This window comes from Truepera sp., from assembly GCA_032027045.1.
Lineage (GTDB): Bacteria > Deinococcota > Deinococci > Deinococcales > Trueperaceae > JAAYYF01.
Window position 1 is genome coordinate 1194852 of the sequence record JAVSMU010000001.1, and the last position, 15865, is coordinate 1210716.

Annotated in this window: 13 protein-coding genes, 3 tRNA genes and 1 other RNA gene; 16 read left to right on the forward strand and 1 reads right to left on the reverse strand. The window is 68.1% G+C overall.

Features of this window, described 5'->3' with window-relative positions; all coding sequences use genetic code 11:
• The first annotated feature begins 11 nt into the window (after positions 1 to 11).
• From ssrA to ROY82_05520, 16 genes are all read left to right on the forward strand, one after another.
• Positions 12 to 367: a transfer-messenger RNA gene (gene ssrA / locus ROY82_05445) on the forward strand.
• A gap of 351 nt (positions 368 to 718) precedes the next feature.
• Positions 719 to 1186, forward strand: coding sequence for a hypothetical protein (locus tag ROY82_05450; protein MDT3681911.1), 468 nt, complete (start codon positions 719 to 721; stop codon positions 1184 to 1186).
• Between the two features lie 3 nt (positions 1187 to 1189).
• Entirely contained in the window at positions 1190 to 1771 is a 582-nt protein-coding gene (locus ROY82_05455; protein ID MDT3681912.1) for a DoxX family protein, read from the forward strand.
• Between the two features lie 208 nt (positions 1772 to 1979).
• Positions 1980 to 3482, forward strand: a complete 1503-nt coding sequence (locus tag ROY82_05460) for a hypothetical protein (protein MDT3681913.1) — start codon at positions 1980 to 1982, stop codon at positions 3480 to 3482.
• Positions 3483 to 3496: 14 nt separating this feature from the next.
• On the forward strand, positions 3497 to 4567 hold the full coding sequence (gene arsB / locus ROY82_05465; protein MDT3681914.1) for an ACR3 family arsenite efflux transporter: 1071 nt from the start codon (positions 3497 to 3499) through the stop codon (positions 4565 to 4567).
• A gap of 206 nt (positions 4568 to 4773) precedes the next feature.
• Complete coding sequence (gene ugpC, locus ROY82_05470; protein ID MDT3681915.1) at positions 4774 to 5871, forward strand: sn-glycerol-3-phosphate ABC transporter ATP-binding protein UgpC; 1098 nt, start codon at positions 4774 to 4776, stop codon at positions 5869 to 5871.
• A 66-nt stretch (positions 5872 to 5937) separates the two neighbouring features.
• Positions 5938 to 7884 carry an ABC-F family ATP-binding cassette domain-containing protein gene (locus ROY82_05475; GenBank protein ID MDT3681916.1) on the forward strand — a complete coding sequence of 649 codons (1947 nt, stop codon included), beginning with the start codon at positions 5938 to 5940 and terminating at the stop codon, positions 7882 to 7884.
• A gap of 15 nt (positions 7885 to 7899) precedes the next feature.
• Positions 7900 to 8658, forward strand: a complete 759-nt coding sequence (locus ROY82_05480; protein MDT3681917.1) for a fumarylacetoacetate hydrolase family protein — start codon at positions 7900 to 7902, stop codon at positions 8656 to 8658.
• Positions 8655 to 9680, forward strand: coding sequence for an MBL fold metallo-hydrolase (locus ROY82_05485; GenBank protein MDT3681918.1), 1026 nt, complete (start codon positions 8655 to 8657; stop codon positions 9678 to 9680). Before ROY82_05480 ends, ROY82_05485 begins: the two co-directional genes overlap by 4 nt.
• A gap of 23 nt (positions 9681 to 9703) precedes the next feature.
• Positions 9704 to 10291: a phosphoribosylglycinamide formyltransferase gene (gene purN, locus ROY82_05490; GenBank protein ID MDT3681919.1), complete on the forward strand. Its 588-nt coding sequence runs from the start codon at positions 9704 to 9706 to the stop codon at positions 10289 to 10291.
• Positions 10288 to 11484, forward strand: coding sequence for a phosphoribosylamine--glycine ligase (purD, locus tag ROY82_05495; GenBank protein MDT3681920.1), 1197 nt, complete (start codon positions 10288 to 10290; stop codon positions 11482 to 11484). Before purN ends, purD begins: the two co-directional genes overlap by 4 nt.
• Before the next feature lie 31 nt (positions 11485 to 11515).
• The gene (locus tag ROY82_05500; GenBank protein MDT3681921.1) at positions 11516 to 12214 is read left to right on the forward strand and encodes a hypothetical protein; all 699 of its coding nucleotides are present in this window, start codon (positions 11516 to 11518) and stop codon (positions 12212 to 12214) included.
• A complete protein-coding gene (gene dxs, locus ROY82_05505) occupies positions 12211 to 14118 on the forward strand; it encodes a 1-deoxy-D-xylulose-5-phosphate synthase (protein ID MDT3681922.1) in 1908 nt (635 codons plus the stop codon). The genes ROY82_05500 and dxs overlap by 4 nt, the downstream gene beginning before the upstream one ends.
• A 181-nt stretch (positions 14119 to 14299) precedes the next feature.
• Positions 14300 to 14375 (forward strand) — tRNA-Asp (locus ROY82_05510).
• Positions 14376 to 14438: 63 nt separating this feature from the next.
• Positions 14439 to 14514, forward strand: a tRNA-Phe gene (locus tag ROY82_05515).
• Positions 14515 to 14591: 77 nt separating this feature from the next.
• Positions 14592 to 14666 (forward strand) — tRNA-Thr (locus ROY82_05520).
• 37 nt (positions 14667 to 14703) lie between these two features.
• Here the strand turns inward: ROY82_05520 and ROY82_05525 are convergent.
• Positions 14704 to 15705, reverse strand: coding sequence for an HD domain-containing protein (locus ROY82_05525; GenBank protein MDT3681923.1), 1002 nt, complete (start codon positions 15703 to 15705; stop codon positions 14704 to 14706).
• Positions 15706 to 15865: the final 160 nt, after the last annotated feature.

The following is a 15865-nucleotide window of genomic DNA, read 5'->3' on the forward strand; positions in this document are numbered from 1 at the left end:
GTGGTTCTCGTGGGGGCGACACGGCTTCGACGGGGCCCTTCGAAGGTGAGGCTGCGCGTCGCGGGTGCAGCTGGCCGCGTCAACAAGCTGCAACGCCATTAACTGGCAACGATAACTACGCTCTAGCTGCTTAACCGCGGTTAGCGTTCCCCGGAAGCCCCGCCCACGGCTCGCCGGACCGAACGTCCTAAAGTGGGCTGGCCGTAGGGTTCGGACGTTGACCCGAAGGCGAGACTTCTGACGTCTAAGCGCTCGGCAGTGCCCGCCGATGAGCCAGCCGCGCGCCGACAATCGATCAACGGCTACACGCGTAGACGCCCACTGTAGGGGGTTTCGGACGCGGGTTCGACTCCCGCCGCCTCCACCACCCGCAAGCAGGCGGCCCGTCACTCCGGATCGACGTCGGAGGCTGACGGGCCGCCTGATTTGGCCCGCACCGTGAAATCATGTTCCTCAAGACCATAAGCGCTTACGCTTCCCATACTTCGCGCGCAGGTCGCTCACGTATCACGCGAAGTAGTGCATGACCACCGTCGTGCTACTCTTCGCGCGTGGACCTATTCTGGTGCACCCTGGGCGGGGCGCCGTGCCCCGGTACGGTTGTCCCTGTCGCCCCGAGAGCACGTCTGAACAGAATGGCACGTGGCAATTCCGTCCACGGTCGCTCAATAGTCATCGGATATAGGAGCACCACCTCATGCGTAAGACACTAGCTAGCTTGACCGTCCTTCTCGCGTTCGCCCTCTCAGCAGCGGCGTTCGCGCAGGGGCCCGCCTACGTCGTTAACGCCGACGTCGTTCGCGGCGCCAAGAACCCTGTCGGACCGACGTGCGTCCTCACGCCCGTCTTCAAGACCGGTGAGCAGGTCGTGTGGCGCGCGGTGGTCTACGACGCCGCGACGGGCGAGAAGCTCACGCCCGAAGAGGTCGTGGCCAGGGGCATCAAGGTCACCGCCAAGCTCGAGGACGGCACTTCGTTCGACATGGAATACGGCCTGCACCCCAAGGATCCACCCCAAATCTACCTCTTCGTCGGCGCCTGGGTCATCCCGCCCGTTTACCCCACCGGGACGCTGCAGTACACCATCACGGTCACCGATGACGCGGGTAACAGCGTCGTCTGGGAACCGATCGGGCAGGACCGCGAGGGCGGTTACAGCTCGTTGATGACGATCGAGAAGAGGTAAGAGGTGGCAGTCTCCGACCACGGAGCGCAAGCGGCGGCACCCAAGGGTGTGCCGGCGACCCGCGACAAGGGGCGCCTCAACACCCCGCCAAGCGAGTGGCCCGAGGAGGCCTTCGGGCGCAGCGCGCGCCTGTCGACCGGCGAGTTCGCCCTCTTCGCCATGCGCGTGGTGCTCGGCCTCAGCATGCTGCAAGTGGCCTACAACCTGGCCCGCGGCGGCTGGGACGCTTGGCTGAACGCCGGCGCCCTGCTGCCGGGCGTGGTCAAGGGGCCGATGGGCGACATCTACACGGCGCTGTGGGGCAACGAGTTCGTGCTATGGCTCATCGTCTTAGGGGCGGCGGCCGTCGGCATCGGCATGGTACTGGGCCTGCTCACACGCGTCTCGGCCCTGGTCGGCACGCTCATGATGTTCAGCTTCTACACGGCCGACATGCCGCCAACCAACGGCTGGTTCGAAGTCCAGCTCATCCAGATGTTCGCCTTCTTCCTGGTGGCGTCCTTGGGCGCCGGGCATGTCTGGGGGGTAGACGCCCTCCTGCGTAAACGGGAGAAGGCGCACTGGTGGTACTGGCTGCTCGGTTAGGCATCCCCAACACCTAGGCTCGACCGTTTGGGCGTCCCCCGGGAACGTTGCGACGATCCTCCGAACTCGGGGGCGCCCCTTCCTGATACGTGCACTTCTCTGCAAGTGCCCCCTCGCCAGTGCCCGCCTTCTGAGTACGCCCGCCTCTCGAGTATCTGCGGCGGCGTCCAACGCTTCCAGCAGCAAGGCACATGAAAGCAGTGAACACATGGATGACTCACCAATCACCAAAGGCACGGGCCATGGCGGACGCTGGGTCCAGCTCGTCGCCCTCCTGTCGCTCGTAGGCATGCTCCTCGGCGCCGCCTTCGCCCAGGGCGATGCCGCCAGCTCCCAGGCGACCTTCCCGAAAGGCATCGTCGGCGAGGTCGACCTCAGCCCCGACCACGGCGTCGTCGGCGCCCACGCCACGCTCACCGGCAGCGGCTTCGATGCCGGCGCCGAACTCCAGATCTTCTGGGGCGCCTTCAAGGGCAAGTGGAAGCTCGAGATGAAGGACGGCGAGTACACCGGCACCTTCTCGGGCCGCGAGTTCGAGGAGAACGACGTGCTGCTGACCACGGCGCAAGTGGGCGCCGACGGCACCTTCGCCGCCGACTTCACGGTGCCCGAGGGTTTCGGGGGCACGCACGACGTGTACGTCCGCGAGGACGGCGTGAACGTCAACAAGGCCGGTTTCAAGGTCGCGATGAGCGCCAGCATGACGCCCGAGAGCGGGCCCGTCGGCTCCGACATAACCCTCACCGTGACCGGCCTCGACATCTTGAACAACGTCGCCGGCTGGTACGCCGTCATGTACGACAACGCCATCACCGGGTTCGTCACGGCCGTCGAGACCCAGGGAACCGCCGTGGTCACCATCCCCGCCGCCGGCCGCGTCGGCAAGCACCTGGTGCAACTCCGCAACGCGCCCTTCAACTCGCCCTACCTGGCGCTGGCCTCCTCGCCCTACGCCTACCTGCCCGAACCGGAGTTCACCTTCACCGTCACCGACGGGGAACCCGTCATGCCACCCGAAATGAAGACGCAGGGCCCGGCCACCATCGCCGGCACCGAGCCGACGGGGACCGGCCCGGCAATCTGGACCGACCCGGTCAGTTCCGGCGTGTACACGGAAGGGCACATCCACGGCAAAGGCTTCGCGCCAAACACGGCGCTCGACCTCGCCTTCACCAACATGGCCGGCTCCCGCGTGACACTGGCGGGTTACGGCGCCGCCATGGTCAAGGTGGGTAAGGTGACCACGGACGCGAGCGGGGCCTTCACGCTCCCCTTCGAGACGCCCGACGTCCTCGGGGGCGAGCACAGGCTCGAGGCGAGCGCGGGCGGCGAGGTCCTCGCCACCACGCTCTTCAACATCACCCCGATCGCCATCTCGCTCGATCCGGCCGAAGGCCCCTTCGGTACCGACATCATGCTCCACATGAAGGGCGTCGGCTGGACCCAGACCGACAACATCTTCGCCATCGTGATCGACAACGTCTACTTCGGCTACGCCTGCGGCTTCAGCACCAACGGCGACGTCCAGGTGCCGTTCACCGCGAGCTGGGCTCCCGGCTGGCACGTCATCGACCTCTACCCGTCCTTCTATCGCAACAAGGACTACAGCGAGGCGGACGAGCAACCGTTCCTCTACCGCCAGGCCATCCTGACCTGGAAGGATCACCCGAACCAGATCCACTTCCGCTTCATGTTCCGCGTGCCCGAGTAGGCTCCCAAGGCCTGATGAGCAATACCGTTACTGCCGGTCCCGGATTGAGCGTCCGGGACCGCTATCTGACGCTCTGGATCTTCGTCGCGATGGCGCTCGGCGTGGCCGTGGGGGCGCTGGTTCCCGGCATCGAGGGCGCGCTCGAACGCGTGCAGGTCGGCGCCACCAACGTGCCCATCGCGATCGGCTTGATCCTCATGATGTACCCGCCCTTGGCCAAGGTGCGCTACGAGCGCCTGCCGGCGGTGTTCGGCAACGTCCGGGTGCTCCTGCTCTCCCTGGTGCAGAACTGGGTCCTCGGTCCGCTATTGATGTTCGCGCTTGCCGTGCTGCTCCTGCGCGACCGCCCGGAGTACATGGTGGGAGTCATCCTCATAGGCCTGGCCCGCTGCATAGCCATGGTCATTGTCTGGAACGACCTGGCGGGCGGGAACCGCGAGTACGCCGCCGGCCTCGTCGCGCTCAACAGTATCTTCCAAGTCCTGTTCTACGGCGCCTACGCCTACCTGTTCGCGACCGTCCTGCCCCGGGCGCTGGGACTGCAGGGTCACCTGGTCGCGATCTCCATGGGCGAGGTCGCGCGGGCGGTGCTCCTCTACCTGGGCGTGCCCTTCGCCGCGGGCGTCCTGAGCCGCGTGATCCTGATACCCGCCAAGGGGGAGGACTGGTACGAGAACCGCTTCCTACCCTTCATCAGCCCCTTGACGCTGGCAGCCTTGCTGTTCACGATTCTGATCATGTTCAGCCTCAAGGGCGGCGCCATCCTCAGCCTGCCGCTCGACGTGGCGCGCATCGCCCTGCCGCTGACCCTCTACTTCGTCGTCATGTTCCTGGTGAGCTTCTGGATGGGGCGGCGCTTCGGGGCCGACGGGGCCATCAGCACCACGCTCGCGTTCACGGCCGCCAGCAACAACTTCGAGCTCGCCATCGCCGTGGCCATCGCGGTGTTCGGCATCGGCTCTGCGGTGGCGTTTACGGTCGTCATCGGGCCCCTCATAGAGGTGCCCGTGATGATCGGGCTGGTCAACGTGGCGCTGGCGCTGCAGCGCCGCTGGTTCGGGAGTGCGGCCCGGGCGCCGGCCTAGGGTCGCTAGCCGAGGCTCGGGCGGCGGGGTCGATGGCCGGACTCCGGGCTTCCGCGCGGCGACGCCGCGGCCGAGGCGCGGGCTGCGCGGTTCGGGGGAAGTGGCGCTTGAGAAAGTACTACGCCTGTATGCCCTTCGGGTCGCTCGCAGCGCAGCATGCTATTCTCTCGCTAGCAAGCATCCTGTGGTCTAGGAGGGCCTGAACTGTGGCAGAGGTAGTACTCGAGAACGTCTACAAGCGGTTCGGTAACGTCACCGCCGTCAAGGACTTCAGCCTAGACATCGCCGATGAAGAGTTCATGGTCCTGGTAGGCCCATCGGGTTGCGGCAAGACGACCGCCTTGCGCATGATCGCCGGCCTCGAAGAGATCACCGAGGGCACCATCCGCATCGGCGACCGCATCGTCAACGACGTTCCGCCCAAGGACCGCGACATCGCCATGGTGTTCCAGAACTACGCCCTCTACCCGCACATGAACGTCTACCAGAACATGTCGTTCGGTTTGCGGTTGCGCCACACCCCCAAGGCCGAGATCGACAGGCGCGTCAGGGACGCCGCGGGCATCCTGCAGATCGAGCACCTGCTCGAGCGCCGGCCCCGCGAACTCTCGGGCGGCCAGCGCCAACGCGTCGCCCTCGGCCGCGCCATCGTGCGCGAGCCGAAGGTCTTCCTGATGGACGAGCCGCTCTCGAACCTCGACGCGAAGCTCAGGGTCGAGATGCGCGCCAGCATCACCAAGCTGCACCAGCGCCTCGGCGTCACCACGGTCTACGTCACACACGACCAGGTCGAGGCCATGACGATGGGCTCGCGCATCGTGGTCATGAAGGACGGCCTCATCCACCAGGTCGACAACCCCATCAACCTCTACGACAAGCCCGTCAACAAGTTCGTGGCCGGCTTCATCGGCTCACCGGCGATGAACTTCATGGTCGGCACCGTGCAAGACGGCCGGCTCAAGAGCCCGCAGTTCGATCTGAAGCCGGATGCCGCCCTGGCGTCCAAGCTGGCCCGGCACAACGGCAAGAAGGTCTTCGTGGGCGTGCGCCCCGAAGACATCGACCTCAAGGGCTACACCGACATCCCGGAGGGCGACAACGTCATCAAGGCCGTGGTCGACGTGGTCGAACCGCTCGGCGCCGAGACCCACATCATCGCCTCCGTGGGCGGCGACCAGAGCATCGTCGCGCGAGTCGATTCCCACGCCGCCGTCAAGCCTGGCGACAACGTCGAGTTGCTGGCGCGCCTGAGCCACCTCCACGCCTTCGACATGGAGACCGAGAACAACATCCGTTTCGAGTAGGACCGGTTTTGGCCCGTGGATGGGCGACGGGAGCGCGGCCTGGAAGGGCGGTAGACTGGTTGCCGCATGCTCCTGGCCGCGCTTCATTCCGTCGAGAAGGTCTACGGCGAGCAGGTCGTACTTGACGCCGCGACCCTCGAGCTGAGGGACGGCGACCGCACGGCGCTCATCGGCCGCAACGGTTCCGGGAAGTCCACCTTGCTCAAGCTCCTCATGCGCGTCGAGGAGCCCGATAGGGGCACCGTGTTCCAGGCCGACGACACGCGCCTGGCCATGTTGGACCAAGATCCAGAGTTCGGCGAAGCCGACACGGTCCTGAGCGTCTCGGAGCGTGCGTTCGCCGAACTCGACGAGCTGGAGGCGCGCCTATCCACGTTGGAAGCCGCGGGCCTGGACGACCCCGACCGCTACCACCTTTGGGAGGGGCTCCACGCCACCTTCGAGCGACGCGGGGGCTACGCGCGTAGGGCGCGGCGCGACGCGGTGTTGGACGCTTTGGGTTTCCGCGGCCGCCACGACGACCCGGTGCCGCGGCTCTCGGGCGGCGAGCGTACCCGACTGGGCCTCGCCCAGCTGCTGATGGCGCAGCCTGACGTGCTGCTGCTCGACGAACCGACGAACCACTTGGACATCGAGATGCGCACGTGGCTCGAGGGCCACCTGTCACGCTACCCGGGGGCGGCGCTCATCGTCTCGCACGACCGCGCCTTCCTCGACGGCGCCTGCAGCCGGACGGCCGAGGTCAGCCGGGGCGAGTTGCGAGTAGGCAACGGCAACCCCACGGAGTACCGCGCGGCGCGCTTGGAAGCGGAACGCATTCAGGCCCTGACGCGCTCGAACCAGGAGCGGGAGCTGAAGCGCCTGGACGCCGCGGCCGACCAGATGAAGCGCTGGGCGGGGCAGAGCGCCAAGCTTCACCGCCGCGCGAAGGCCATGGAGAAGCGCGCGGATCGCTACGAGGCCGACATGGTCGACGAGCTCGCGAGGGCCGAGCGCACCACCCGCTTCACCTTCGACTGCGACCCGAGCGGCGCCATCGTCCTCACCGCAGAACACATGAGCAAGAGCTTCGGCGGCACGCGGCTGCTGGACGACGTCACGCTGGAACTCAGGCAGGGCGAGCGCGTGGCCTTGGTGGGGCCGAACGGGGCGGGGAAGACCACGCTCTTGCGCCTGCTGCTCGGGGAGCTGACCTCGGATCACCCGCTGGGCGCCGTCCGCACCGGGGCCCGCGTGCGGCTCGGGTACTACGACCAGGACCTGCGCGGCGTGGACGGCGAGGCCACGCTGTTCGAGGAGCTGCTGCGGCGGATGGGCGACGCCGACGCCCACAACGTGCTGGGCCGCTTCCTGTTCCCCTACGAGGCCCAGTTCAAGTGCGTGAACGACCTGTCCGGCGGCGAGCGGGCGCGATTGGCGCTTCTCGACCTCACCCTGGCGCGCTGTAACCTCCTGGTGCTGGACGAGCCCACGAACCACCTAGACGTCGAGATGATCGAGGCGCTCGAGAACGCGCTGAACGCCTACGAGGGCACCCTGCTGCTCGTGTCCCACGACCGGCGGTTCCTTGCGAAACTGGCTACTCGCGTCTGGGAGGTGGAAGGCGGGACCTTCACCGACTACCGCGGCAACTGGGACTATTACGCGAGGAAGCGCGAGGCCACATATCGGCCATCTGCCTCGCCGCCCGCGACAAAGCCCTCCGAGCCCGCCTCGCGCGAAGCCGCCGGACCCTCGCGCTGGCAGCTCGACAGGCGCCTGGCGGGCCTCGAAGAGGAGATCCATGCGGTCGAGGCCAGGCTGGAGAGCGTGAGGGAGCTCCTGGCCAGGCCCGTCGGACTTGACGTGGCCGACCTGGCCGCTTTGGGTGTGGGTGATTGGAGCGCGCCCGGGCCGCCGCCGCCGGCCTCGGAGCTTCTCGCCGCGCTGGCGGTGGAACATGACAGTCTGGAGACGAAGCTCCTCGAGCAGATGAAGGAGTGGGACGACATCACGGATAGGCTCACTACCTAAGGAGGCGTGACCAAGATGCAACGTGTTCGTTACAGGAGTTTCGACGGGGTTCACTGGGGCGAGCTGGAGGGCGGCATGATCCACCAGCTCACGGGCATGCTCGGCTCGCCCAGCGGGCACACGGTGCCGCTCAGCGACGTGTCTTTGCTGCCCCCATGCGATCCGAGCATCATCATCTGCGTCGGCCGCAACTACGCCGCCCACATTCGTGAGATGGGCAACGACAAGGCCGGCCTGCCTACCGAGCCGGGGCTGTTCCTGAAGGGCCTCAACACCCTTACCGGCGCGGGCGACGACGTGCCTTACCCCAGCTGGACGGGCGATCTGCAGCACGAGGGCGAGTTGGCGGTAGTGATCGCGCGCGAGATGCGCGACGTGAGCCCCGAAGACGCGCTGCAGTACGTGTTGGGCTACACCTGCGCCCTCGACGTGACGGCGCGCGACAAGCAGCGCGCAGACCTGCAGTGGGTGAGGGGCAAGTCGGCCGACGGCTTCTGCCCGGTGGGGCCCTGGGTCGAGACCGACCTCGATCCGACGAACCTGCAGGTCACCCTCCGGGTGAACGGCGAGGTCAAGCAGGACGGCAACACGGCAGACATGATCTTCCCGGTCGCGGAAGTCCTCTCCTACATCAGCCGCTTCATGACGTTGGGCCCCGGCGACGTCGTGCTCACCGGCACCCCCGAGGGCGTGGGCCCGTTGCGGGTGGGCGACACGGTAGAGGTCACGGTGGAGGGCATCGGGACCCTCGTGAACCAGGTCGTCGCTGCGTGAGCGTGCCGGAGCCCTTCGATCCGGCCTCCTTGCGTGGGGGCGCCGGCGCCGGCGGGGTAGTGCCGCCCGACTACCCGCGCGTGCGCGACCTCGGGGGCGGGGTGTTGCAACTCGATACCGGGCACTGCGGCAACCCTGGAACCATAGCGGTTTTCGCGCTGCCCCTGCCCACAGGCGGCTTCGCACTGGTCGAGAGTGGCCCCGGCAGCACGAGGGCGGCGGTTCTCGCCGGCCTGGAGGGCGCCGGGCTGGACCCGGCGGAGCTGCGCTACGTCCTCCTCACCCACATCCACCTGGACCACGCCTCGGCCACGGGTGACCTGGTGGCCGGCACCGACGCCCAGGTCGTCGTTCACGAGGTGGGGGCGCCTCACATGGTGGACCCGAGCCGCCTGATGGCCAGCGCGCTGCGCGTCTACGGCGATTCCCTGGAGGTTCTCTGGGGCCACATGCGGCCGGTGCCCGCCGCCTCCGTCACTGCGGTGGCGGGCGGCGAGGAGGTCGACGTTGGCGGCCTGCGCGTGCGCGTCATCTACACCCCCGGGCATGCCTCGCACCACGTCAGCTACCTGCTGGACGACGGCACGCTCTTCACCGGCGACAGCGCCGGGGTGAAGCTGGCTGGTTCCGGGGTCCTGCGCCCCGCCCTGCCCCCGCCCGACCTCGACCTGGACGCCTGGGAGGGCAGCGTGAAGCGGATGCTGGAAGCGCGGCCCGAGCGGCTGATCCTCACCCACTTCGGTCCGGTGGCGGGTGCCGAGGCCGCCGCGGCCCACTTGCGCCTCACTTTGGAGCGCAACCGCGTGTGGAGCGAGGAGGTGCTGGGGGGCATGAACGCCGGCGAGGACGACGCAGCCCTGGTGGCGAGGATCCGGACCCTCGAAGACGCCGAGCTGGCGGCCGACGGCGCCCTGCCGGGCATCAGGCAGCGCTACAGGGTCACCTCCGACGCGGCCATGACCGTCGGGGGCGTCAAGCGTTACTTCACCAAGCTCCACCCGGAACGGTTGCGCCCCGCTTGAGGACCGCGAGTGAGACCAGGCCGGTGAGGTTCCCGCTTACGAGACCCGCCCGACTGGCCGTCCTGGCCTCGGGCCGCGGCTCCAACCTTCAGGCGCTGCTCGAGGCCTTCCCCGCGGACAACGCGCTGGGCAGCGTGGTGCTGGTGCTCAGTAACAGTCCGGATGCCCGGGCGTTGGAGCGGGCTTCGAGCGAAGGCGTGGAGGCGGTCCACGTGCCCTGGCGCAGCCGCCCCGAGTTCGAGGCGGAAGCGCAGCGACGGCTGCTCGCGGCGCGCGTGGACGTGGTGTGCCTGGCAGGGTTCATGCGGCTCTTGTCGCCCGGGTTCACCGAGGCGTGGGCGGGCCGGCTCCTGAACGTCCACCCGAGCCTGCTGCCGGCCTTTCCCGGCCTAGACGCGCACGGTCAGGCGTTGCGGGCGGGCGTCACCGAGTCTGGTTGCACTGTTCACCTGGTCGACGCGGGGGTCGACTCGGGGCCCATCATCTTGCAGCGCCGGGTGCCCGTGTTGCCGGACGACGACGTGGACAGCCTCGCCGAGCGCACGCTGAATGCCGAGCACGAGGCGTACCCGGAGGCCGTAAGGCGCCTCCTTAGCGGGGAGTTGCCGTGAAGGTCGTGGTCGTCGGAACCGGCGGGCGCGAGCACGCGCTCGCCTGGGCCCTGCGGCAGGGTGCCGCCGAGGTCGCCATGCTCGAGGCGGGGGGGACCGTTGAGCAGCTAGCCGAGGCCGTGCTGAGCAGCGCCCCCGAACTCGTGGTGGTGGGGCCCGAGGCGCCGCTGGTGGCGGGCCTCGCGGACATCCTCCGGCAGTCGGGCGTCCCGGTCTTCGGACCCTCCATGGCCGCTGCGCGCCTGGAGGGTTCCAAGGCGTTCGCCAAGGCCTTCATGGAGCGCTGGCGCGTGCCCACGGCAAAGTACGCGGCGTTCGACGAACTCGCCCCCGCCCTCGACCACCTGCGCCAGCAACCGGTCCCGATCGTTGTCAAGGACTCGGGTCTGGCGGCCGGCAAGGGGGTGACCGTCGCGAAGACCCGCGCGGAGGCGGAGGCCGCCGTACGCGCCGTGTTCGAAGGTCGGTCCGCCGCCCAGGTGATCCTCGAGGACTTCCTTACGGGCGCCGAGCTGACCGTCATGCTCTTCGTGGACGAGAGCGGTTACCGGCTCCTGCCGCCGGCGCGCGACCACAAGCGCCTGCGCGACGGCGACCTGGGGCCGATGACGGGCGGCATGGGAGCCGTGGCGCCGGTGACCCTCACTGATCCCGGGCTCCTTGGGCAGATCGAGGACGGCATCGTCAAACCCGTCCTCAGGGGCGTCCGTGAGGAGGACATGCTCTACCGGGGGGTGCTCTACGTCGGGCTCATGCTCACGCCCGCCGGACCCAAGGTGCTCGAGTTCAACGTCCGCTTCGGCGACCCGGAGGCGCAGGCGGTGCTGCCACTCCTCGCCTCGAGCGCCCCCCGGCTCTTCCTCGACGTGGCGCAAGGCCGGCTGGCCGGCGCGCCGGTGACCTGGCGCAACGCGCACGCCGCCTGCGTCGTGCTGGCGGCCCCCGGCTACCCGGAGGCGCCCGTAAGGGGCGTGGAGGTACGCCTGCCGGGCCGGCTGCCGCACGGCGTGCACGTCTTCGCCGGCGGCATGGTGCCGGTGGACCAACCGCACGTCTACTCGACCAGTGGCGGCCGCGTACTGAGCGTGGTGGCCGTCGGGCAAGATGCCGCGGCCGCGCGCGCCGCGGCCTACGACGTGGTTGCGAGCATCGAGTTCCCGGGCGCTCAGTACCGGACGGACATCGGTAAGTGATTCCCGCGTGAGGGCGCGGTAGACTCGGGCCATGCGCAACAAGACCCGGGCTGCCGCCTTACTTGCCCTCGTGGCCTTCACGCTGGCCGCCTGCGCCCCCACCACGGACGACACCAAGAGAGTGGGTGTGGCTCAGCTCACCGAGCCCATCACCTACTACCCGAACCAGACGGGCGCCACCTGGCAGTACCTGCCTAACGGAGCGCGCCTCACCGACCCGACCACGACCGTGCAGATCCTCGGCCCCACCGTCTTGGAGGGCGAGGTCTGGGTGGCCTGGAACGCGCGGGGCCGCGGCCTGGACGAGATGAGCTACCGCCAGGTCCGCCCCGACGGGGTGTGGCTCAAGCGTCAGGAGCGCCTCGGGACCACGTACGAGTTCGACCCGCCGCTTCACGAGTACCCGGCGCCCAACAGCCTGCGCGTCGGTGAGCTGTGGACGGGCACCACCAACGTTCATATCAGCGCCCAGGAGGGCAAGCAGACGCTCGACGTCAAGGTGGACTACAGCTACATCGTCGTCGACAAGCGCAAGGTGACGGTCCCCGCCGGCGAGATCGAGGTGTTCGTCATCGACTTCACCAGCCGGACCACCGACGAGAACGGCGGCATCAAGGAGGAGCTGAAACAGACCACCTGGTTCACCCCGTACTTCGGCGACGTGCGCCTGCGCAGCGGCCAAGTGCTCGTGAGCACGAACGTCGGTCCGGTAGGGACTCAGAGTCCATGAGCGCGACCCCACCGGAAGGGCTCCTGACGGGCATAGACCAGCCCGCGGACCTCAAGCGACTGAGGCCGGCGCAGCTGCCCCTGTTGGCGGAGGAGGTGCGCAGCGAGATCATCCGCGCATGCTCCCTGGCGGGCGGGCACCTGGCCTCCAGCCTCGGCGCCGTCGAACTCACCGTGGCGCTGCACTACGTCTTCGACACCCCTCGCGATCGCATCGTGTGGGACGTCGGCCACCAGACCTACGGGCACAAGATCCTCACGGGCCGCAAGGACCGCATCGAGACCATCCGCCAACCGGGCGGCCTGGCGGGTTTCACGACCTCCAGCGAGTCGGAACACGACGCCCTCACGGTGGGTCACGCCAGCACCAGCCTGGCGGCGGCTTTGGGCATGGCGTTGGCCCGGGACGCGCGCAACGCCGACTACGACGTGGTCGCAGTCATCGGTGACGGCGCCCTCACTGGCGGCATGGCGCTCGCCGCTCTCAACCAGATCGGCCACTTGAAGCCGCGTATGCTGATAGTGCTGAACGACAACGAGATGTCGATCAGCGAGAACGTCGGCGCCATCAACCACTACATGCGCACGCTGCAGGTGCAGGGGTGGTTCCAGAAGGCCGAGGACCGCGCCAAGCAACGCCTCACGCGAGTCTGGGAGCCGCTCGCCGACCTGACCAGCCGGGCCAAGAAGGCCACCCGGCGCTTCTTCGATCCGGCCAGCAACAACCCGTTCCACGCCATGGGCTTGCGTTACGTGGGCCCCATCGACGGCCACGACATCGCGCAACTCCTCTACTACCTGCGCAAGATCCGCGAGCTCGACGGGCCCACCATGCTCCACGTGGTGACGCGCAAGGGCAAGGGCTACAAGGTGGCCGAGTCCGACCCCATCACGTGGCACGGCGCCTCCAGCTTCGATCCGCTGCACCCCGTGGCCAAGGGCAAGAGCTACACCTGGTCGAACGCCTTCGGCGCCGCCGCCGATCAGTTGACCAGCAGCGACGACCGCGTCTGGGTCATCACCCCAGCCATGCGCGAGGGTAGCGGCCTGGTCGAGTACAGCAAGCTCCACCCGGACCGCTACATAGACGTCGGCATCGCCGAGGACGTGGCGGTGACAGTTGGCGCGGGGTTGGCCTTGCGGGGCGAGAAGCCGATCGTGGCCATCTACTCCACGTTCTTGCAACGCGGCTTCGATCAGGTGATCCACGACGTTGCCCTCGAGGGCCTCGACGTCGTCTTCGCCGTCGATCGCGCCGGCCTGGTCGGCGGCGACGGCGCTACCCACCAAGGGATCTACGACCTCGCCTACCTGAGGAGCGTCCCCCACGTCATGGTCGGAATGCCCAAGGACGCCGTCGAGATGAGGGGCATGCTCAAATCCGCCCTGCGCGTGGGCGGCCCGAAGGCCATCCGTTGGCCCCGTGGCGGGGTGGAAGCCGCGCCCGAGGCACCCGTGAGCGAGTGGCCCGAGGTCGAGTGGGGCACGTGGGAGCTGCTGAAGCCCGGCACCGAGGTGTTCGTCCTGGGCATAGGCCCGACTCTAGGTTACGCGCTCGAGGCCGCGGCCGACGACCCGCGCGTGGGAGTGGTGAACGCCCGCTTCGTGAAGCCGCTGGACGTGGCGCTGTTGTCGAGGCTTGCAGCCAGGACGCGCGCCTTCGTCACCGTCGAGGATCACACGGTCATGGGCGGCCTGGGCAGCGCCGTGTTGGAGGCGCTCTCCGACATCGGTTCCACGGTGCCCGTGGTGAGGCTCGGCGTCCACGACGTGAGCGTGCCACACGGCGATCCGAAGGCGCAACACGAGGAGTTGGGTTACGGGCCGAAGGCGATACGGCGCACCCTGGAGAGCCTCGGCGTGGGAAAGTATCCGGCAGCGCGCGTCGCCGGCTTCGAGTCCTGAGGCAGGCGGCGCGCGTCCCCCGCTTCGAACCTTGAGCCCGGCCCTCTGGCTTACGGCCACCGTCCGCCAGCACGCCCCTGAAGCCCCCGACTCTCGTTGACACGCCGCGCGCCGGCCGGGTATCCTACCCTTCGCCTATGAGGCCGGGAATACCGACCAGAACGGCACAGAGGCGCATCGCGGAGCCGTAGTGTAGCGGTTAGCATATCTGCCTGTCACGCAGAAGGTCGCGGGTTCAAATCCCGTCGGCTCCGCCAGAACCCGAGGGCCATCAGGGCGAGCGCCTGCCGAAGCGGCACGCTCGCCCGGCCCGAAGGCGAGGCCAGGTAGCTCAGTCGGTAGAGCATGCGACTGAAAATCGCAGTGTCGGCAGTTCGATTCTGCCCCTGGCCACCAGAGAGCGTGGGCGCCGCCACCCCCGAGAGGGCGGGCGGCGTTCCGCCTTACGCAAGCGGCCGAGGCCGAGCGCCCGCGCCAATGTAGCTCAGCGGTAGAGCAGCCGATTCGTAATCGGCAGGTCGTCGGTTCAAATCCGACCATTGGCTCCAAGAGTCTCCCCGCCCGGGACGAGATCCGGGCGGGGATTCAGCTTGCCACGCGTTCGAGCAGCTCGGCGTTGAAGAACTCCGGCAGCCCCATGCCGGTGTGCTCGCCGTTCTGCTTTTGCGTGTGAAGTATGCCCTCGGCGAGGAGCTGGAGGTGGACCTCGACGATGGCGGGATCGAACTGGGAACCGGCCCCTTCTTGAAGTATGAGGCTTGCCTCGCGCGTGGGCATGGCTGCCCGGTAGGGACGGTCGCTGGTCATCGCCTCGAAGGCATCGACCACCGCGAGGATTCGACCGAAGATGGGGATCTGCGTGCCCGCCAGGCTACGGGGGTAGCCGCGGCCGTCCCAACGCTCGTGATGCGAGCGGATGGCCTCGGAAATGACGTGGAACTCGGGGTTGATGTTCATCAGCGTGTCGGCGCCCACGGCCGCGTGCTGCTTCATCACCTCGTACTCTTCATGGGTGAGCGGCCCGGCCTTGAGCAGGATCTTGGCCGGGGTGGCCAGCTTGCCGACGTCGTGCAGGTAACCGGCCCAATAGAGCGTCTCGAGATCCCTCGGCCGCAGGCCAAGGCGCTCGCCTAGCCTCAGGGCGTTGTAAGCGACGCGCTCGCAATGACCGGACGTCTCCTCGTCGTGGCTCTCCAAGAGTTTGGTCAGCGCTTCGAGCGTCCGGGCGTACGTCCGCGAGAGGTTTGTGACGTTGGCCTCCAGGGTCAGGCGGCGCCTGGCGAGCTTGCGCCTCATGAGGCCGGAGACGAGACCGATGGAGACGAAGTAGCCCATCCTGACGGCCCAGGCGCCGGCGCCATACTCGCTCGGCGTTGAGGCGATGAGGAACGGGCTAGCCGCCAAGCCGGATAGGGCGCCGACGAGGGCGCCACCCCGGACCGAGTACCAGTAGGCGGCCAGCAAGATGACGAAGTAGAAGTTGTACACCAGCACGAAGTTCCCCGGGCCGGCAACGTGCAGCAGCACGGCGCAGGCGGCGACGGCGGCGACGAGTACGGTGATGCGGGTTGCCTGCGACTTGAACATGAGACGGCCGGGGGACCTCCGAGGATGGGCGGCACGCGGCGACTGCCTTGGGGCGCTCCCACTGGCGATCCGCGTGTTCTACATCGAATCAGCATGACACCGGGTGGCTGGGCCGATGATGAAACTTCGCATTGTCCGTACTGCGAGACAAGCTCCGGCC